Consider the following 20,449-nt stretch of genomic DNA (forward strand, 5'->3'; position numbering starts at 1 on the left):
ATCTCCACAGCCATGTCAATATCGAACGAGATTCAGCAGTCCCAGAACGAAATGCTCAACGCGGCGCGTAAAGAACGCAAGCGCGTCGAAATATATGTCGTAAATGGCGTGCGGCTCGTGGGCCATATCGAATCGTTCGACCAGTATCTGGTCATGCTGCGTACCCATACCGGCATTCAGGCCGTGTACAAGCACGCCATTACGGCCATCCAGCCCGATACCGGCAGACGTGCGCCGAGTGCGCGCAGCGCTCCGAAACCGGCGCCAGGCGCAAGGGAGAATGCGACGGTGGTCGTCACGCGAAAGCGCCGCCCCGCGACTGGCGAACGCGAGTCAGGCGGACCGGACTATTCATGACTGTGACGGCTGTTTTTTGACAGCGGCCTGAATCCCGGCCGATTCCGCTTATCCAGGCTCGCGATCTCCTGCGGTGGCGAGCGCAGCGCCGCTGCGGTCAATCCGCTTCCAGGCATCTCTCGTCCTCCTGCGCCGACGCTCAACACTGCCGCGCATGCTTGCATCAATACAGTGCACGGCGTCATTAAATATTCACTGAATTCATCGGCACGGATGCCGTTAAACGGAACTCCGGGTTATCCCTCATGCGCCCCGTTTCGCCGGGGGCGCACCGGTTCCAGGTAGTCCGCGCCGCCGTAATCCGGCTCACGCACGTGAGCAAGGGCGAACGCGACTACGGTCACCAACGAATTCCACCGTGCGCGTCATGCCTCACCTTACCGTTAGAAGCCGGCTGCTGATCCTGACCGGCGCCGTCGCGGCCATCCTCGCCGCCGCCGGAGGCGCAGGACTCTTCGGCGTCGCCCGAAGCAACGAGGCGCTGCGGGACATGTATGTCGGACGCGCGAAGGCGCTGCAGAACATCTCCACCATCGACGAACTGATCACCCAGAGCCACTACGCGATCAGCGACGCCGTGCTCGATCCGTCGGCGCAGAAGACGCAAAGCGTCCTCGAGGCGACGCGGCGGCGTGTCGGCAGGATCGACGAACTGCTGAGCGCCTACGCGCGCGACCTGTCTGACGACAAGGAACGAAAACTCGCGACGCGCTTCGCCGCCGACTGGCGAACGCTGCGCGACAAGGGCTTTGCGCCGACCGCCAGCTATCTCGCCGCGAACAATCTGTCCGAAGCGCAGTGGGTCGTCACGCAGCAGATCGAGCCGACGGTCAAGGCGGTAAAGTCGGAGAGCACGGAACTGAGGGCGCTGCAACTGACAGCCGCCCAGCAGGAATACGACCGGGCGCGCGAACTGGGCCGGAAGGTGCAGTGGCTCGTGTGCGCGTTCATTCTGGGCGGCATCGCGCTGGTCGGCGTGCTGTGCGCGTCGATGGCGCGAGCGCTGTTCAGGCAGCTCGGCGGCGAACCCGCGCTTGCGGCCGAGGCCGTGCATCGCGTTGCAAAGGGCGACCTGCAATTCAACGTTCCCGTTGCGCCGGGCGACACGCGAAGCGTCATGTACGCGACGAGCGTCATGCGCGCGCGGCTCGCGTCCGTCATCGGCGATATCAAGTCGTCCACCGAGACGATCGCGACGGCAACCGCCGGGATCAACTCAGGCAACAGCGACCTGTCCGCGCGCACCGAGGAGCATGCGGCCAGCATCCAGCAGACGTCGGCGAGCATGGAACAACTGGCGTCGACGGTCAAAGCGAACGCGGACCACGCACAGCAGGCACGCACGCTCGCGACCTCTGCCTCGGACAAGGCGCGCGAAGGCGACCGCGCCGTCGCCGACGCGGTCAGGCGGATGACCGGCCTGTCGGCGCGCTCGGCGCAGATCGGCGAGATTACGTCGGTCATCGAGGGCATCGCCTTCCAGACCAACCTGCTCGCGCTGAACGCGGCCGTCGAGGCGGCGCGCGCCGGGACGACGGGCCGCGGCTTCGCCGTGGTGGCGCAGGAAGTCAGGGCGCTTGCCCAGCGCAGTTCGCAGTCGGCGAGGGAAATTTCAGCGCTGCTCGACGATGTGACCACGGAAGTCCAGTCGAGCGGGAAAACGGTGAAAGCCGCGGGCGAAACGATCGTGGAACTGCTGGGCTCGGTGACGGGCGTCGCCGAACTCGTCGATGCGATCGCCACTGCATCGCGCGAGCAAAGCGCGGGGATCGACCAGATCAACGACGCGGTGTCGCAAATGGACCGCATGACGCAAAAGAATGCCGCGCTGGTGCAGGACGCCGCGTTCGCCGCGGCGGCGCTGGAGAAAGAGGCGCATCAGCTCCGGCAGTCGGTACAGGTTTTCACCGTCTGACGCTCGCGTCGCGCCGCCTACGTGCGCGAGCTCAGGAGCCTGACGCCCGCGATGCCGAACACGACGCAGAGGCACCCGTCCATCCAGCGGCGGATCGCGACATAGATGCGGCGGGCGGATGACGTCGAGAACAGCATCGCATAGCCGCCGAAAACGATGAGGCCGATGCACAGGCACCCGGCGACGACGGCAATCATGCCGAAGTGGCCTGCGTCGGCCGGAGAGGCGAGCGCCACGACCGAGATCCACACGAGAATCGCCTTCGGATTCGTCAGATGCAGAAGCGCGCCGCGCGCATAAAGCCGGCGCCAGGACTGCGGCTTCTCGGCTGACGCGGGCGCGACCGGCTTCGCGGCAAGCGCGGAGCGGCCGGACTTGAACGCAAGCCAGAGCAGGTAAAGCCCACCAAAGACCTTGACCGCGACGATGAAGCCGGAATACGCGGTCAGCACCGCGGACAGCCCGAGTGCAGCCAGCGTTGCCCAGAAAAACGATCCCGACATGACTCCCGCCGCAAACATGAACGCAGCTTTTCTGCCCGAAGTCGTTGCGATCGACATGATCGCAAGATTGCTCGGGCCGGGGCTCGCAGTTCCGACGAAATACGCCGAGTAAGCGAAGAGGACGTTTGCGGTGAAGAGCGCGTTGCCGGTCATGTGAGGTTTGACGCCGTCGGATGGCGAGCCGCGGCTCGCGGTTGGACAAAAGGCGCCCGGAGGCGCCTTTGGATCGTGCCGCGCTTCCCTTTCGGGAAGCTGGCGGAACACATTCTTCCGCGTTCGGGTCGGCCTCAGAATGGAATATCGTCGTCCATCTCGTCGAACCCGCCGCCGGCCGGCGCGTTGGACCGGCTCGAACCACCGCTCGCTCCGCCACCGCCACCGCCCGCGCCACGGCCGCCGGCCGCCGGCGCGCGTCCGCCGCTACCACCACTGCGCTCGGCAGGCGCGCTGCGGCTGTAGCCGCCCTCGTCGCCACCGCCGCCCGCGCCGGCGCGGCCGCCCAGCATCTGCATCTGGTCCGCGACGATCTCGGTCGAATAGCGCTCCTGCCCCGCCTGATCGGTCCACTTGCGCGTGCGGATACGGCCCTCGATATACACCGACGAGCCCTTCTTCAAATACTCGTTCACGATCTCCGCGAGCCGCCCGAAGAACGATACGCGGTGCCACTCGGTGAGCTCCTTCATCTCGCCGGACGACTTGTCCTTGTAGCGGTCGGTCGTCGCGAGACGAATGTTCGCCACGGCGTCGCCGCTCGGCAGATAGCGGGTTTCCGGATCGGCGCCCAGATTCCCGACGAGAATGACCTTGTTGACGGATGCCATGATTTCTCCTGTTGATTCGATACTTGCTGCCGGATGCGCAGCGCGGCTCCCGCCGGACTCGATGCCGCCCGAAGCCCGCCCGCCGCGCCCTGCCGGCTCAATCCATTTGATCCATTCGACTGCGTTTTTCCGCTAGACGGTACGCTGAACCTTGCGCGGCGGCGCCTTCATGGCCGCTGCCACCACGAGCCATGCGAGCACCAGCGCCGAACACGCATAAAACACCGAGCTTTGCCCGTCCACCTTCAGCAGCCAGCCGCCGATGACCCCGCCCATCGCGAGTCCGATCGACTGCGTCGTGTTGTAGACGCCCGCCGCCGCGCCCTTGCGGGTGCCGGGCGCGAGCTTTGACACGAGCGACGGCTGCGAAGCCTCGAGCACGTTGAAGCCGAGGAAATAGATGAAGAGGATCGCGGCCACTGACCATAGGGTATGGGGAGCGACGCCCAATAACAACTGGCCGGTCAGGATAAGTCCGATCGCACTCAGCATCACGGCCTTCATTTTTCCACGTTTCTCGGCCGCGATGATGGCGGGCACCATCATGACGAAGGCGAGCCCCATCACCGGCAGGTAAATCTTCCAGTGCGACGCGACGGGCAGCCCGCCCGCTTCCAGGATGCGCGGCACGACGAGAAAGAGCGCCGTCTGCGTGGCGTGCAGCACCAGCACGCCAAAATTCAGACGAAGCAGTTCGACGTTGTGCAGCACTTCCGCGAACGGCGCCTTCACGTGCACCGGCGGCCGCGGCGCATCGGGCACGACCCAGAACACGACGCCGACCGCCAGAATCGACAGAATGCCGATCACGGTGAAAAGCCCGCTCATGCCCACCCAGTGGAACACGATCGGCGCGCCCACGATCGCCACCGCGAACGACACGCCGATGCTGCCGCCCACCATCGCCATCGCCTTGGTGCGGTTGTCTTCCGTCGTGAGGTCCGCGATGAACGCGATCACCGCCGACGACACCGCGCCCATTCCCTGAATCACGCGCCCGACGATGATCCAGGTCATCGAGTGCCCGGCCGCCGCGACGAAGCTGCCGATCGCGAACACGATGAGGCCGAACGCGATCACCGGCTTGCGGCCGAGCTTGTCGGAGACCCAGCCGTAGAAGATATAGAGCATCGACTGCGTGACGCCGTAGGCGCCGAGCGCGAGGCCGACGAGAAAGACGTTGTCGCCGCCGGGGATCGTCTTCGCGTAGATCGAGAACACCGGCATGATCATGAACAGGCCGAGCATGCGCAGCGCGAAGATTGCGGCGAGCGACACGGTCGCACGCAGTTCGGGCGCGCTAAGACGTGAAGACGTGGCAGACGGATTGGACATCAGAAACGGGAAATGTATGAGATACGCGTTGGCTCGGGCGCGTGGTGAAGCCCCGGCGCGGCCGCCTTGTCGCTGCTCGAAACGGCACTATGTGAGACGCACTGCACTGGCGCGCCACTCGGACGATCCGCCCCCCGCAACCGTGTTCCTGGTGCTTGGCCGGCGCTGCCGGACGCGGGTACCGCGCCCTTGGTAGGGTAGCCCCTCCTCCTTGCGGAAAGAGGGGCCCCCTAAGAACTGTACGTGCGAGTTTCCCCGCATACAGCTCAAGCCTACATACAAAGCCCTGCCTACGGCAGGGCCGGTTTAGTTACAGCTATTCTACCAGCGTGCACGTGCTGGTGGCAGTGCAGGTGGAGCAATACACGATTTGCGAGAGCGTCCGACCCGCCATGCATCCGATATTCCAGATGATGGTCGTGCCAGCCTGTCTCGTCTGTCAAAGCCGTACCACAGTGCGCACAACGGCCGCCCTGTGACATGTACAACCCCGCCCACTGCTTTCGGTACCGCATCGATTCCCACATGCGACCCTGCCCCAGCTTCTCGCCGTACTGCTCCCAACGAGGATCAAAGGGATTGAATTCCCCTTTGATCTTCGTGTGCCACTTGATGACCATACCGCTGATTCGATCCAGGTCGAGCAGCCCGTTACTGCCATCCGTGCGAACCACTGGAACGGCGAAAACCCACTGTCGATCACCGACGGAGTGAAAATACTTCTTTCGCACCCAGCCAGTGTTCTTTTGTGGGTGTCGCCGCCTTGACCACCGCCAGAGCCGCTGAAAGACCAGATGCTCCATGCGGCTGTACGCCCGCTTCGCTGAAACCGGACAGTGATACTGCGCCCATCCGCGCAACATCGGGTTGAGCAGGCGGATCAGACTTTCCTGCTTTACCGTCTTGTTGCCACTGATCGTTTCCGCCACCTTGCGATAGAACGCTTGCGCGTTTTTCTTGCTCGGTTTGATCAGGAACTTGCCCGAGTACTTCCGGAAATTCCAGCCAAGGAAATCGAAGCCTTGGTCAATGTGGGTGATCCGCGTTTTCTCCTCGGAAAGCTGCAACCCTCGAACCACAAGGAAAGCTTCTACCCAGGGTCGGACTTCGTTCGCCAGTATCTCTTTCGAGACGCCAGTGATGACAAAGTCGTCCGCGTAGCGCACCAGATTGATCTTCAGCTTCTTGGCCTTTGCGACGCTAAACTTCGCACGGAGGTGCGCGTCCAGTCCTCGCTCCAGCCCGTTCAGTGTGACATTGGCTAACGTCGGGGAGATGATGCCTCCCTGTGGCGTACCGGCCTCGGTCGCCTGTAGCTGACCCTTGTAGATCAGGCCAGCCTTCAACCACTTCCGGAGAATCGTCGTGTCCATCGGGACATTGCGCTCCAGCCAGTCGTGATTGATGTAGTCAAAGCAGCCTTTGATATCCGCTTCCAAGACCCATTGAGACGAATCCTTCCGGGACAAGCAAACGCGTAGTTGACCCATAGCATCGGCCGTCGAGCGATTTTGCCGAAACCCATAGGAGTTCGGATCGCTCGTTGACTCTGCTACTGGCTCCAAAGCCAGCAAATACAGAGCTTGCATCGCCCTGTCATGCATGGTCGGAATACCCAGAGGGCGTTCCTTTCCATTGGCTTTGGGGATAAAGACCCTCCGTAAAGGCAGAGGCTTATACCCACGCCGCTTCAACCGATCGACGGCTAGCCGTCGACTTTCAGGCGAATCCCATAGCTCGCGATCGACTCCCGCCGTTCGCGCACCCTGGTTCTGCGTAACACGCCGTACCGCATACAGCTTCGCGGACAACGTGCGGGTCAGCATCCGTTGCAAGGCTTTCACCCTGCGCCAGCGGCCATCCCGCGTCGCCTTCGCAATTCGAATCTGCATTCCCCTCACGTTCCGTTCAACCCGACGCCAATCTACGGCGTACCAGTCGTTGGGCGCATGGGAGAGCGCAGATCCGGTCTTTCGACCAAATACTTTCATGCTGCTCTCCTACTCGGAAAAGTCCCCAAGCAGAAGGCGCGACTCCCCCAGCGGGGAGACGCACCCCGCTGGGGAACAACATTGATACTCAATATGGACGCATGCGCCCATATCTATCCAAGTGACTAAGGGTCAGTCAGCCATCTTGCGACGGTAGACCAGACGGAAGTCTGCCCGCTTTCGCGTGGAGTGATGTCGCAACTCCTATCCGAACCATTACAGCTCGACGTTCGCTTTTTCCGTCCTCCCATACCCGCACGTTCAACAGCGTCCCTTACGGTCCGCCTGCCAGTCACCTACCCTGGCGAACGTACGGGCTTACCACGTTCCCGACCTGCCACAAGGCTGAGTTAGGTTCTACCTCTCCCCCGGCGGTCTGTTGACGACGTATCTCGAACTTCCAGCGAGATATCCGACCGCGTACCGTTTGGTCAATGCCAGCAGCAGCTTAGGCATTTTTATAATCACGAGGTTTATCAGCAGTTCACGTGTGTTAACCGTGTCAGCCAGCCTAGCTCCTCAACCCCATTGCTGCTAGGAGTATCCAGACGCATGCCTCACGGCTTGAGTCTGCCCGAACTTCCGGGGGCTACATTGTCGGAAGAGCTTCACACCCCACCGTTACCAGTGACGCATGTCTTCCTAGGCTACCGCTAGTCGCATAGTGGGTTCCCTATGCCACTACCCAGATACCCATGTGAAGGGGCTCCAGCCAGTGACGTGGAACAATGGCAGGTCGAGCTTTCGCTCGCATCAATGTGAATCCCGGTCGCAGGGACGGGAGTAGTAAACGACATTCCGCTTTGTCAGCGGGAAATGAAGCCGCTGACAGAGGCGGGAGTTGGCGGTAACCAACTCGATACATGGCATCGGCAGGGTGACCTGACAAATGCATTCACAATGTTTGGAGAATATCCCCCCAACCCCCAGTTATGGGGATGTGGATCGTCGATGCTCGTGTCGTGAGCGAACGGTGCGTGTCGCACAAAAGTCGTTATAGTAGCAGGTTTAGCCTCCTCACTTTCCGCCCGGTTCATGGAAGAAATCCGTATTCGTGGGGCTCGCACCCACAATCTCAAGAACGTCAGTCTCGACCTGCCGCGTCACAAGCTGATCGTGATTACGGGCCTGTCCGGGTCGGGCAAGTCGTCGCTCGCGTTCGATACGCTCTATGCGGAAGGCCAGCGCCGTTACGTCGAAAGTCTGTCGGCGTATGCCCGGCAGTTCCTGCAGCTCATGGAGAAACCGGACGTCGACCTGATCGAGGGCCTCTCGCCCGCCATTTCGATCGAACAGAAAGCGACGTCGCACAATCCGCGCTCGACGGTCGGCACCGTCACCGAGATTCACGATTACCTGCGCCTGCTGTACGCCCGCGTCGGGACGCCGTATTGCCCCGATCACCATATTCCGCTCGAGGCGCAAAGCGTCTCGCAGATGGTCGACGCCGCGCTCGCGCTGCCCGAGGAAACCAAGCTGATGATCCTCGCGCCCGTCGTCGCGGACCGCAAGGGCGAGCACGTCGAATTGTTCGAGGAGATGCAGGCCCAGGGCTTCATCCGCTTCAGGGTGCGCTCGGGCGGCGGCACGGCGAACGAGGGCGTCGCGCAGATCTACGAAGTCGACTCGCTGCCGAAGCTGAAGAAGAACGACAAGCACACGATCGACGTCGTCATCGACCGTCTGAAAGTGCGTCCCGACATGAAGCAGCGGCTCGCGGAGTCGTTCGAAACCGCGCTGCGCCTCGCCGACGGCCGAGCGATCGCGCTCGAAATGGACACCGGCCGCGAGAAGCTCTTCAGCTCGAAGTTCGCGTGCCCGATCTGCTCCTATTCGCTGCAGGAACTGGAGCCGCGCCTTTTCTCATTCAACAACCCGATGGGCGCGTGCCCCGAATGCGACGGCCTCGGGCAGATCACGTTCTTCGACCCGAAGCGGGTGGTCGCGCATCCGTCGCTGTCGCTCGCGGCGGGCGCGGTCAAGGGCTGGGACCGGCGCAACCAGTTCTACTTCCAGATGCTGCAGAGCCTCGCGTCGTTCTATGAATTCGACATCGACCAGGCATTCGAGGATCTTCCGGAAAAGGTCCGCAAGATCTTGTTATCCGGCTCCGGCAAGCAGCTGATTCCGTTTTCGTACATCAACGAGCGCGGCCGCACCTCCGTGCGCGAGCACGCGTTCGAAGGGATCATCCCGAATCTGGAGCGCCGCTACCGCGAAACGGATTCGACCGCGGTGCGCGAGGAACTCGCCAAGTATCAGAACAACCAGCCGTGCCCCGCCTGCGAGGGCACGCGGCTGCGGCGCGAGGCGCGGCACGTGAAGGTCGGCTCGGGCGACGACGCCCGCGGCATCTTCGAGGTGAGCGGCTGGCCGCTGCGCGACACGCTCGGCTATTTCCAGACGCTGCGCCTGGAGGGCGCGAAGCGCGAGATCGCCGACAAGGTGGTGAAGGAAATCGTCGCGCGGCTGTCGTTCCTGAACAACGTCGGGCTGGATTACCTGTCGCTGGAACGCAGCGCCGAGACACTCTCGGGCGGCGAGGCGCAGCGCATCCGGCTCGCGTCGCAGATCGGCTCGGGGCTCACGGGCGTGATGTACGTGCTCGACGAACCGTCCATCGGCCTGCACCAGCGCGACAACGATCGCCTGATCGGCACGCTCAAGCACCTGCGCGACATCGGCAATTCGGTGATCGTCGTCGAGCACGACGAGGACATGATCCGCATGGCGGATTACGTCGTCGACATGGGACCGGGCGCGGGCGAGCACGGCGGCGTGATCGTCGCGCAGGGCACGCCGATGCAGGTGCAGAACGACCCCAATTCCGTCACCGGCCAGTACCTGGCGGGCAAGCGCACCATCAGCTACCCCGCCGAGCGCACCGCGCCCGACGAGCGGCAGCTGCGCATCGTCGAGGCATACGGAAACAACCTGAAGAACGTCACGCTCGACCTGCCGGTCGGCCTGCTGACCTGCGTGACGGGCGTGTCCGGCTCGGGCAAGTCGACCCTCATCAACGACACGCTCTACCACGCGGTCGCCCAGCATCTGTACGGCTCGGCCACCGAGCCGGCACCCTACGAGTCGATCGAAGGGCTCGAGCACTTCGACAAGGTGATCGCGGTAGACCAGTCGCCGATCGGCCGCACGCCGCGCTCCAATCCGGCCACCTACACCGGCCTTTTCACGCCGATCCGCGAGCTTTTCGCGGGCGTGCCCGCGGCGAAGGAGCGCGGCTACGATCCGGGCCGCTTTTCGTTCAACGTCAAGGGCGGACGCTGCGAGGCGTGCCAGGGCGACGGCGTGCTGAAGGTGGAAATGCACTTCCTGCCCGACGTCTACGTGCCCTGCGACGTCTGCCACGGCAAGCGCTACAACCGCGAAACACTCGACATCCAGTACAAGGGCAAGAACATCAGCGAGGTGCTCGACCTGACGGTCGAGGCGGCGTACGAGTTCTTCCGGCCGGTGCCGGTGGTCGCGCGCAAGCTGAAAACGCTGCTCGACGTCGGTCTCGGGTATATCCGGCTCGGCCAGTCGGCGACCACGCTGTCGGGCGGCGAAGCGCAGCGAGTCAAGCTTTCGCTGGAACTGAGCAAGCGCGACACCGGTCGGACGCTCTATATTCTCGACGAACCGACCACCGGCCTGCATTTCCACGACATCGCGCTTTTGCTCGAAGTGATTCACCGGCTGCGCGATCAAGGTAATACTGTCGTAATCATCGAGCATAATCTCGACGTGATCAAAACCGCCGACTGGGTGATCGACCTCGGTCCGGAAGGCGGAGCCGGCGGCGGGCAGATCATCGCCCAGGGGACGCCGGAGCAGGTCGCAAAATCGAAGGCCAGCTTTACCGGCAGGTATCTGGCGCCGCTGCTGCAACGGCCCCGCTCCGCTGCGTGAGGGGTTTCGGGGCCCTCCACCGGAAAGCGCACAGGCCGCCTGCGGGCGGGCTGCGCGGCTGGTCGAACCGAAAAGATGAGCCGCGCGGTGCGAAGCGCGGGGTGATAAACGCTGTTTGCGGTTGGAGACGGGAAGCAGTCATGGCAAAGCGCAACGAAGCGGCCGAAGAAAGACGGGTCCGGGACCTGCCCGCCCGGCCGGTCAGGCTGACGAGCGACATGAGCTTGCCGAAGCTGTCGGCGGTGGAAATCGGCAGCTATTTCGTGGCGTTTGCCGGCATGTTCCTCGTGATGCACCTGAAGCTCCTCGGCGGGCTCCTGGCCGGCATGCTCGTCTACCAGCTCGTGCACATGATCGCGCCGCTGATCGAAAAGCGGATGGCGAGCGGCCGGGCGCGGCTGGTGGCGGCCGTCCTGCTGTCGGTGATCATCATCGGCGGGCTGACGGGCGCGACGATCGCCACGATCGAGCATTTCGAGCGCGACGTGCCGAGCCTGCAAAAGCTCCTCGACCAGTTGATGACGATCACGTCCCACGCGCGGCTGCGCGTGCCGGACTGGGTGGCGAACTATCTGCCGGTCGATTCCGAGCAGATGAAGGACAAGGCCACCGAACTGATGCACAAGCACGCGGCGCAGCTCCAGCAGGGCGGCAAGGACATGGCGCGCGGGTTCGGCCACGTGCTGATCGGCATGATCATCGGGGCGATCATCGCGGTCGGCGTGCCGAAGCATGCGCATCGCCTGCCGCTGTCCACGGCGCTCGTCACCCGCGTGACGCGCTTTTCCGACGCCTTCCGCCGCATCGTCTTCGCGCAGATCAAGATTTCCGCGATCAACGCCGTCTTCACCGCGATGTACCTGCTGATCGCGCTGCCGATCTTCCACGAACGGCTGCCGCTTTCCAAGACGCTCGTGCTGATCACGTTCATCGTCGGCCTGTTGCCGGTGATCGGGAACCTGATTTCGAACACGATCATCGTCGCGATCTCGCTGTCGATTTCCTTCGGCACGGCGGTCGCGTCGCTCGCGTTTTTGATCATCATCCACAAGCTCGAGTATTTCCTGAACGCGCGGATCATCGGCGGGCAGATCGAGGCGCGCGCCTGGGAACTGCTGCTTGCCATGCTGGCAATGGAAGCCGCGTTCGGCTTGCCCGGCGTGATCGCCGCGCCGATCTTCTACGCATATATCAAGCGCGAGCTGATCTATCTGCGGCTCGTCTGAGCGCCGCCGTGCGATGAAAAAAGGGCCGCCCGAATACCGGAGCGGCCCTTTTACCTTGCGGCGGGAGCAACGATCAGCGGAACATCAGCGGAACACCACGGTCTTGCTGCCGTTCAGCACGATGCGATGTTCGACGTGCCATTTCACCGCCCGCGCGAGCGTCACGCACTCCACGTCGCGGCCGATTGCGGTCAACTGGTCCGGCGCCATGCTGTGATCGACGCGCTCCACTTCCTGCTCGATGATCGGGCCTTCGTCGAGGTCGGTGGTCACGTAGTGCGCGGTCGCGCCGATCAGCTTCACGCCGCGGTCGAATGCCTGGTAATACGGCTTCGCGCCCTTGAAGCTCGGCAGGAACGAATGGTGAATGTTGATCGCGCGGCCGGCGAGCTTCTCGCACATCTGCGGCGACAGGATCTGCATGTAGCGCGCGAGCACGACGAGGTCGACGTCGTGCTGATCGACGATCTCCATCACGCGCGCTTCCTGCGCGGCCTTTGCCTGCGGCGTCGAGGACGTGAGCGGCAGATGGTGGAACGGAATGTCGTAGCTCGCGGCGAGCTGATAGAAATCCTTGTGATTCGAGATGATCGCGGGAATCTCGATCTGCAACTGGCCGGTGCGGTAGCGGAACAGCAGGTCGTTCAGGCAGTGCCCGATCTTCGACACCATGATCACGACGCGCGGCTTCACCGACGCGTCATGCAGTTCCCAACGCATGCCGAACTCCTCGGCGAGCTCGGAGAACGCGGTGCGCAGCGCCTCCAGCCCCGGGTCGCCGCCGACCTGCTGGAAATGCACGCGCATGAAGAACTCGCCGGTGTGGCTGTCGCCGAACTGCGCCGAATCGAGGATATTGCCGCCCAGATTGAACAGAAACCCGGACACCGCGTGCACGATGCCCGGCCGGTCGGGGCAGGACAACTTCAGAATGAAACTATGTTCGGTCGACATGAACCGGTAACTCCTTCCTTGATGCTCAGTTGATGCGTGATGTCAGAGCGCGGGCGGCGTGTAGATCGCGGCGATGCCCTGGCAGGCTTCCTCGTCGATCCAGCGGCGCCGCAAGAGGCAATCCAGCGTCGCGAGGCTCGCGTCGACGGTGAGCGCGCCCTCTTCTATCCAGCGCGCGACTTCGTCGATGCGCGCGAGCCGGTGCTCGCCCACCTCGCCGTCCTGGTTGCGCGGCGAGAAATCGGCGGGGAGCGTGACGTCGAAGACGAAGATCTGCTCCGCCTGCGTGCCCTCCGGCAGCGATTGCAACACGTGAAAGGTGCCGCCGCGCGTGGCTCGCGCGGCCAGATCGGCGCTCATGCCCGCCTCTTCCCAGCACTCCTTCGCGAGCGTCGCCTCGATCCCCATCCCCCAGCCGATGCCGCCCGCCACGATGTTGTCGAGCATGCCGGGATCGGTTGCCTTCGTATGGCTGCGGCGCGCGATCCACACCTGCGGCGCGCGATCTTCATATTCTACGATGCCGTTCAGATGCGCCGCGTAGGTCATCGTGCCGAAGAAGCGCGACGCCGCGCGCTCGATGAACGCGAGCGGCGGCGCGTCGAAATCGTTGCGCACGGCGTAGGTTTCGTCGCGCCAGCCGGGAATGCGGCCATCGGCGGCGAGCATGCCGATGACCGCGCCGAGCGCGGCGCTGCGGGTGTCGACGTGATCGTACGCGTCCGACAGCCGGATCGAGGACGCGTCGATGTCGAACACGTCCGGCCAGCGTTGCAGCAGCAGGGCATCGCCGCGGCGAACCCAGCCGACGCGCTCGGCGCCGATGAAGAACGGCAGATGCGCGGCGGGATCGAAACGGCGGGCGGCGGCGATCGACGGCAAGGACATGGGGGCTCCGGCGGCACGCGATGGCGGTTGGACAAAGCCGGGAATTGTAACGCGCGAGGCGCTTTGGTAACGCGCAAGGCGCTCCAGCTAACGCGCAAGGCGCTTTGGGGGACGCCAGGCGCTATGTGTAACGCGCGAGGCGCCGGGAAAGGCGCGCGGCGCTTGAATCAACGCTTGACGCGTCGTCCTGCGTGACGGCGCGGCAAAGCGCTCCAGTCATCCTTTCAGGCAGCCGAGCGTTGCGCGCCGCTCAGTCGCGCAACGCCACCCGGATGCCGAGCGCGATGAACGTCGCGCCCGCCACGCGATCGAGCCACACGCCCACGCGCGGCCGGCGCTTCAGCCACGCGCCGATCATGCCCGCGCCGATGCCGAAGAGCGAAAACACCACGACCGTCTGCAGCATGAACACCGCGCCGAGTTCGAACATCTGCAGCATCACGCTCTGGCCGCCATGCGGATCGACGAACTGCGGCAGGAACACGATGAAGAACAGCGTGACCTTCGGATTCAGCAGGTTGCCGATCACGCTCTGGCGGAACACGGTCGAAAGCGGCTGGCTCGGGCGCGCGTGGGCGGTCGCGAGGCCGCGGCTTCCCAGCGCCTTGATGCCGATCCAGACGAGATACGCCGCGCCGGCCAGCTTCACGCCTTCGAACGCGAGCGGCGACGAGCGCAGCAGCGCCGCGACGCCGAGCGCGGCGAGCGTCGTGTGAAAGCTCACGCCCGCGGCGAAGCCGAGCGCCGCGACGAGGCCCGCCGCGCGGCCCTGCGAGATGCCGCGCGCGAGGACCTGCAGGTTGTCCGGGCCGGGCGCGACCGTAATCGCGATGGACGTGGCGAGAAAAAGCAGGAAGTTCGGCATGGTCTCAGTGGTCTCTGCTCAGTGGGAACCGCTCAGTGGCCGCCAAATTCGCACACGGTATAGAGCGAGAGGCCGCTCTCGCGCAGGCGCTTCGAGCCGTTCAGGTCCGGCAGATCGATGATCGCCGCGCCCTCCACGACCACCGCGCCGAGCCGCTCCAGCAACTGCTTGCCCGCCATCATCGTGCCGCCCGTCGCGATCAGGTCGTCGACGATCACCACGCGCTCGCCCGGCTTGCACGCGTCCTCGTGGATTTCGACGGTCGCGCTCGCGTACTCCAGCTCGTACGACTGCGAGAGCGTCCGGTACGGCAGCTTGCCCTTCTTGCGGATCGGCACGAAGCCGATGGAGAGTTCATACGCGAGAATCGGCCCGATGATGAAGCCGCGCGCGTCGAGTCCGGCGATCGTGTCGATTTCCGCGTCGATATAGCGCTGCACGAACAGGTCGATCAGCACGCGCAGCGCGCGGCGGTCCTGAAGCACCGGCGTGATGTCGCGAAATTGCACGCCGGGCTGCGGCCAGCCGTCGATCGTGCGCACGCGCTCCTTGATGAAGCGCGCGGGATCCGGCGTTGCGTTCGATGAAAGGCTGGACATGACATCTCCGGGGGAAACCGGCGCGCCGACGACGCGCCTCACAAAATTGGCCCGCACGCGCTAACGCCTGCGCGAGAGCCGCTCTTCGGCATTCGCGAGCATTTCGGGCATACCGCGTAACACGACGATATCGCTCGCGCGCAGCTTCGTATCGGGAGCCGGCTCGACGCCGCGGATGCCGTGCCGCCGGATCGCCGTCACTTCGACGCCGCCGCCCGCGAGCCCGAGTTCCTCGAGCGTTTTTCCGACCGCTTCCGCGTTCTCGTCGATCGGCACAGATTGTAGCCGGACCTGCTCGTGGCCATCGTCGTCATCGGGGTCGTCCGCGCCGTGGAAATAGCCGCGCAGCAGGCTGTAGCGCTCGTCGCGCATTTCCTCGACCCGCCGCACGACGCGCCGCATCGGCACGCCCATCAGCACGAGCGTATGCGACGCGAGCATCAGGCTGCCCTCGACGATCTCCGGAATCACCTCCGTCGCACCCGCCGCGATAAGCTTCTCGAGATCGGCGTCGTCGACGGTGCGCACGATCACGGGCAGGGTAGGCTGAAGCTCGTGGATGTTGTGCAGCACGCGCATCGCCGAGGGCGTGTTGGCGTAGGTGATCGCGACCGTCGCCGCCCGGTGCAGGCCCGCCGCGAGCAGCGACTCGCGCCGCCCCGCGTCGCCGAACACCACCGACTCGCCCGCCGCCGCCGCCGCGGCGACGCGGTCCGGGTCGAGGTCGAGCGCGACGTAGTTCAGGCCTTCGTGCTCGAGCATCCGCGCGAGATTCTGGCCGGCGCGTCCGTAGCCGCAGATGATCACATGGCCGCTCTGCTTCAGGCTTTGCGTCGCGATCTTGGTCATCTGCAGCGATTGCAGCATCCACTCCGTCGACGACAGCCTGAGCACGATCCGGTCGGCGTTCTGGATGATGAACGGCGCGGCGAGCATCGAAAGCAGCATCGCGGACAGGATCGCCTGCAGCACGACGTGATCGACGAGCCGCGAGCCGAGAATCAGGTTGAGCAGCACGAAGCCGAACTCGCCGGCCTGCGCGAGCCCGAGGCCGGTGCGCATCGCGACGCCCGGCGGCGCCCCGAAGAGCCGCGCGAGGCCCGTGATCATCACGGCTTTCAGCAGGATCGGCACGATCAGGAAGCCGAGCACGAGGAGCGGATGCTCCCAGATCACGCGCGGATTGAGCAGCATGCCGGTCGTCACGAAGAAGAGGCCGAGCAGCACGTCGCGAAACGGCTTGATGTCTTCCTCGACCTGGTGACGGTACGGCGTTTCCGCGATCAGCATCCCGGCGATGAACGCGCCGAGCGCGAGCGATAGGCCGAAGCGGTCGGTGAGAAACGCAGCGCCGAGCGTGACGAGCAGCAGGTTCAGCATGAACAGCTCTTGCGAGCGGCGGCGCGCGACGAGGTCGAACCAGCGCGTCATGAACTTCTGGCCGATGAAGAGCAGCACCGTCAGCGCGACCACGATCTTGACCGCCGCGATGCCGAGCCACATCGCGAGTTGCGAGGAGTCTTCGTCGCCGGTCGCGAACGCCGCGGTGATGATGAGCAGCGGCACGACGGCCAGGTCCTGGAACAGCAGCACGCCGAAGATGTTGCGGCCGTGCTCGGCTTCGAGTTCGAGCCGCTCGGCGAGCAGCTTGCTCACGATCGCCGTGGACGACATGGAAAGCGCGCCGCCGAGCGCGAAGCTCGCCTGCCACGGCATCTTTGTCCAGAAGCTCGCAATCCATCCGCAGACGAGCGCGAACGCGATCGTCCCCGCGACCTGGCTGGCGCCGAGGCCGAGCACGATGCGGCGCATCGAGCGCAGCTTGGAGAGCGAGAATTCGAGCCCGATGGAGAACATCAGGAACACCACGCCGAACTCGGCGAGATGCTGCGCGCCGCCGCTATCCTTCACCATGCCCGCCGCGTTCGGCCCGACAATGATGCCGACCGCCAGATAGCCGAGCATCGGCGGCAGATTGAAATACCGGAATATCACGACCCCGCCCACCGAGCACAGCAGCAGCAGCAGGGTCGTTTCGAGCGGAGAAATCATCCGTCTAGCGTCCTCGTTCGTCGTCGGAACGGCTCGCGCGGCCAGGCGCGCGCCGGTCTCGTGGATGGCCTTTCAGGCAGGCCTTTCGGGGGGCGGATGGGCGGCTGAAGGCCGCGGGTAGTCCGGCGCGGCGAAGGAACGCCTTTGCTATACTCCGCGCATGATAGCGAAAATCAATGGCGACCGGGCACTCGCGCTGGCTCGCAACGTACTCGACATCGAAGCCGACGCCGTGCGCGGGCTTGCCGATCTCCTCGACGAAAACTTCTCCGGCGCGGTCGAACTGCTGCTCGGCTGCCGCGGCCGGGTCGTGGTGTCGGGCATCGGCAAGTCGGGCCACGTCGCGCGCAAGTTCGCGGCCACGCTCGCCAGCACCGGCACGCCGGCGTTCTTCGTGCATCCCGCCGAAGCGAGCCACGGCGACCTCGGCATGGTCACCGCCGACGACATCTTCGTCGCGCTCTCGAATTCAGGCGAAACCGACGAACTCGTGGCGATCCTGCCCCTCGTCAAGCGCCTCGGCGCAAAGCTGATCGCGATCACGGGGCGCCCCGAGTCCAGCCTCGCGCAGCTCGCCGACATCCACCTGAACGCACGTGTCGAAAAGGAAGCCTGCCCGCTGAACCTCGCGCCGACCGCCAGCACGACGGCGGCGATGGCGCTCGGCGACGCGCTCGCGGTGGCCGTGCTCGACGCCCGCGGCTTCGGCCCCGACGATTTCGCGCGCTCGCATCCGGGCGGCGCGCTCGGGCGGCGCCTGCTCACGTATGTGCGCGACGTGATGCGCGTGGGCGACGAGGTGCCCGTCGTGCCGCTCGACGCGACACTCTCCGACGCGCTTTTCCAGATCACCGACAAGCGCATGGGCATGACGGCGGTGGTGAACGCGAACCGCCACGTCGAAGGCATTTTCACCGACGGCGACCTGCGCCGCGTGCTCCAGCGCGACGGCGATTTCCGCGCGCTGCCGCTCACCGACGTCATGACGCGCAACCCGCGCACGATCGGTCCGGACCACCTCGCGGTCGAAGCCGTGGAACTGATGGAGCGCCATCGCATCAATCAGATGCTGGTCGTCGACGAAAACGCGACGCTGATCGGCGCCCTGAACATGCACGACCTCTTCTCCAAGAAGGTAATTTGATGGCGCAGAAGCCTTCCGCCGCGCCCGCGCAGATGCCCGCCCCGGGCACCGCCGCGGAGCGCGCGAGCCGCATCAGGCTGATGATTTTCGACGTCGACGGCGTTTTCACCGACGGCAGCCTCTACTTCACCGCCGACGGCGACGCGATGAAGTCGTTCAACTCGCTCGACGGTTACGGCGTGAAGCTGCTTGCATCGATCGGCGTGCAGACGGCGATCATCACCGGGCGCGAGTCGGGCATCGTCGCCGCGCGCGCTCGCGAACTGGCGATCACGCATCTCTACCAGGGCGTCGAAGACAAGACCGTCGCGCTCGCCGAGTTGCTGGGCAAGACGGGCATCGCGGCGTCGGAGTGCGGCTACATGGGGGACGACTGGCCCGATCTGGCCGTCATGCGCCTCGCCGGCTTCGCGGCCGCGCCAGCCAATGCGCACCCGGAAGTGATCCAGCGCGTGCACTGGGTCGCGCAAGCGCGCGGCGGCCACGGCGCCGTCCGCGAGGTGTGCGATGCGATCCTGCGCGCGCAGCATCGCTACGACGAGCTGCTCGCCGCGGCGGCGGGAGCCTGAGCATGCAGCGCCCAGCCCGCCTCACCTCGCTCCTGCCGCTCGTCGCGGTGGCGGTGCTCGCCGGCATCACGTACTGGCTGCTGCAGGCCACGCTGCCGCCGGAAGCCGAGGCGCCGGAGCAGCCCAAGCGCCACACGCCCGACTATTTCGCGGACAACTTCTCCGTCACCGAGCTCGACTCGACCGGCACGACACAGTACCGCCTGACGGCAAAGTCGATGGTCCATTACGAGGACGACGATAACAGCGACCTCACGCTTCCCGCGATGCGCATGTTCCAGCCGCAGAAGCCAACGGTCACCGCGACCGCCGAGCGCGGCACGGTGAACGGAGACGTCTCGATCGTCGATTTATACGAGAACGCGCGGATCCTGCGCGTCGCCGGTTTCGGCGATCCGCAGATGCAGGCCGATTCCGAGCATTTCCGTATCTTCGTGAATGACGACGTCATCGAAACGGAAAAGCCGGTTAAACTTCAGCGCGGCCCGTCCGTGATGACGGCCAGCGGCATGAACTACAACAACGTAACCCGGGAAATGAAGCTCTTCGGTAACGTGCGCGGCGCGATCGCCGCGTCCGATATCAACGGCGGCTCTTCCAAATAATCCCGGCAAATCCCATCCCAAGTGTGACTGCATGAACGAAACGTTCCCTCGTCCCGATTCCGGCTGTCTGCGCGCAGCGCTTTTGCGCCGCGTCGCGCAGATCGGGTTCGCGGCCGCACTCGTCGCGCTGCCGCTCGCGGGCTTCGCCCCGGCAGCCCACGCGGAACGCGCCGACCGCGACAAGCCGCTCAACATCGAAGCGGACAACATGACCTACGACGACCTGAAGCAGAAGAACATCTTCATCGGCCACGTCGTCGCAACGAAAGGCACGATCGTGATCAAGGCCGACCGTGTGGAAGTGACGCAGGACCCGCAGGGTTATCAGTACGCGACAGGCACGTCCACGGGCAAGGACCTGTCGTACTTCCGCCAGAAGCGCGACGGGCTCGATGAATACATCGAAGGCAACGCCGTTCGCATCGACTACGACGGCAAGCAGGACCTCACCACGCTCACGAACCGCGCGGTCGTGCGCCGCCTGCAGGGCCTGACCAAGATTCAGGACGAAGTGCGCGGCAGCGTCATCACGTACGACGGCCAGAAGGATTTCTACACCGCGACGGCCGGCAAGGACGTCGCCGGACCGGGCAACCCGACCGGCCGCGTGCGCGCGATGCTCGCGCCGCGCAACGGCGGCGCCGCGCCGCTCACCGGCGCATCGGCGACGCTCGCCCCGTCCAACACCATTCAAGGAACGCCGCAGCAGTGAA

At 64.7% G+C, this 20,449-nt stretch carries 17 protein-coding genes; 8 read left to right on the forward strand and 9 right to left on the reverse strand.

Translation table 11 applies throughout. The features are described from left to right. Nucleotides 1–12 precede the first annotated feature (12 nt). Entirely contained in the window at nucleotides 13–357 is a 345-nt protein-coding gene (hfq, locus tag BG61_RS39120; RefSeq protein ID WP_035941280.1) for an RNA chaperone Hfq, read from the forward strand. A 367-nt stretch (nucleotides 358–724) separates the two neighbouring features. Continuing rightward, a complete protein-coding gene (locus tag BG61_RS01085) occupies nucleotides 725–2,272 on the forward strand; it encodes a methyl-accepting chemotaxis protein (RefSeq protein WP_035941524.1) in 1,548 nt (515 codons plus the stop codon). A gap of 17 nt (nucleotides 2,273–2,289) precedes the next feature. On the opposite strand, the gene BG61_RS01090 is transcribed toward BG61_RS01085, so the two are convergent. From BG61_RS01090 to ltrA, 4 genes are all read right to left on the reverse strand, one after another. Beyond that, entirely contained in the window at nucleotides 2,290–2,928 is a 639-nt protein-coding gene (locus tag BG61_RS01090; RefSeq protein ID WP_035941281.1) for a LysE family translocator, read from the reverse strand. A gap of 134 nt (nucleotides 2,929–3,062) precedes the next feature. After that, entirely contained in the window at nucleotides 3,063–3,599 is a 537-nt protein-coding gene (locus BG61_RS01095) for a single-stranded DNA-binding protein (RefSeq protein WP_035941283.1), read from the reverse strand. Between the two features lie 132 nt (nucleotides 3,600–3,731). Next, the gene (locus BG61_RS01100) at nucleotides 3,732–4,934 is read right to left on the reverse strand and encodes an MFS transporter (protein WP_035941284.1); all 1,203 of its coding nucleotides are present in this window, start codon (nucleotides 4,932–4,934) and stop codon (nucleotides 3,732–3,734) included. Nucleotides 4,935–5,224: 290 nt separating this feature from the next. Beyond that, on the reverse strand, nucleotides 5,225–6,925 hold the full coding sequence (ltrA, locus tag BG61_RS01105) for a group II intron reverse transcriptase/maturase (protein WP_035941285.1): 1,701 nt from the start codon (nucleotides 6,923–6,925) through the stop codon (nucleotides 5,225–5,227). Nucleotides 6,926–7,960: 1,035 nt separating this feature from the next. On the opposite strand from ltrA, the gene uvrA reads away from it, so the two are divergent. Continuing rightward, complete coding sequence (gene uvrA, locus BG61_RS01110) at nucleotides 7,961–10,834, forward strand: excinuclease ABC subunit UvrA (protein WP_035941287.1); 2,874 nt, start codon at nucleotides 7,961–7,963, stop codon at nucleotides 10,832–10,834. A 140-nt stretch (nucleotides 10,835–10,974) separates the two neighbouring features. After that, nucleotides 10,975–12,060, forward strand: a complete 1,086-nt coding sequence (locus tag BG61_RS01115; RefSeq protein WP_035941289.1) for an AI-2E family transporter — start codon at nucleotides 10,975–10,977, stop codon at nucleotides 12,058–12,060. 84 nt (nucleotides 12,061–12,144) lie between these two features. Here BG61_RS01115 and purU read toward each other — a convergent pair whose 3' ends face one another. The 5 genes from purU to BG61_RS01140 form a co-directional block, all read right to left on the reverse strand. Further along, nucleotides 12,145–13,014, reverse strand: a complete 870-nt coding sequence (gene purU, locus BG61_RS01120) for a formyltetrahydrofolate deformylase (RefSeq protein WP_035941291.1) — start codon at nucleotides 13,012–13,014, stop codon at nucleotides 12,145–12,147. A 42-nt stretch (nucleotides 13,015–13,056) separates the two neighbouring features. Next, nucleotides 13,057–13,902, reverse strand: a complete 846-nt coding sequence (locus BG61_RS01125; RefSeq protein ID WP_035941292.1) for an NUDIX hydrolase — start codon at nucleotides 13,900–13,902, stop codon at nucleotides 13,057–13,059. 250 nt (nucleotides 13,903–14,152) lie between these two features. After that, on the reverse strand, nucleotides 14,153–14,767 hold the full coding sequence (locus tag BG61_RS01130) for a LysE family translocator (RefSeq protein WP_035941295.1): 615 nt from the start codon (nucleotides 14,765–14,767) through the stop codon (nucleotides 14,153–14,155). 32 nt (nucleotides 14,768–14,799) lie between these two features. After that, nucleotides 14,800–15,366: an adenine phosphoribosyltransferase gene (locus tag BG61_RS01135; protein ID WP_035941296.1), complete on the reverse strand. Its 567-nt coding sequence runs from the start codon at nucleotides 15,364–15,366 to the stop codon at nucleotides 14,800–14,802. Nucleotides 15,367–15,426: 60 nt separating this feature from the next. Further along, nucleotides 15,427–17,418 carry a monovalent cation:proton antiporter family protein gene (locus BG61_RS01140; protein ID WP_035941298.1) on the reverse strand — a complete coding sequence of 664 codons (1,992 nt, stop codon included), beginning with the start codon at nucleotides 17,416–17,418 and terminating at the stop codon, nucleotides 15,427–15,429. 160 nt (nucleotides 17,419–17,578) lie between these two features. Between BG61_RS01140 and kdsD the strand changes: the two genes are divergently transcribed. The 4 genes from kdsD to lptA are packed head-to-tail and all read left to right on the forward strand — an operon-like array spanning nucleotide 17,579 to nucleotide 20,448. Next, nucleotides 17,579–18,562, forward strand: coding sequence for an arabinose 5-phosphate isomerase KdsD (gene kdsD, locus BG61_RS01145; protein WP_035941299.1), 984 nt, complete (start codon nucleotides 17,579–17,581; stop codon nucleotides 18,560–18,562). Nucleotides 18,563–18,594: 32 nt separating this feature from the next. Then, nucleotides 18,595–19,131: a KdsC family phosphatase gene (locus BG61_RS01150; RefSeq protein WP_035941526.1), complete on the forward strand. Its 537-nt coding sequence runs from the start codon at nucleotides 18,595–18,597 to the stop codon at nucleotides 19,129–19,131. Nucleotides 19,132–19,133: 2 nt separating this feature from the next. Further along, entirely contained in the window at nucleotides 19,134–19,736 is a 603-nt protein-coding gene (gene lptC, locus BG61_RS01155) for an LPS export ABC transporter periplasmic protein LptC (protein WP_035941300.1), read from the forward strand. A gap of 31 nt (nucleotides 19,737–19,767) precedes the next feature. Beyond that, nucleotides 19,768–20,448, forward strand: coding sequence for a lipopolysaccharide transport periplasmic protein LptA (lptA, locus tag BG61_RS01160; protein ID WP_035941303.1), 681 nt, complete (start codon nucleotides 19,768–19,770; stop codon nucleotides 20,446–20,448). Nucleotide 20,449: the final 1 nt, after the last annotated feature.

The organism is Caballeronia glathei (assembly GCF_000698595.1).
GTDB classification, from domain to species: Bacteria; Pseudomonadota; Gammaproteobacteria; order Burkholderiales; family Burkholderiaceae; genus Caballeronia; species Caballeronia glathei.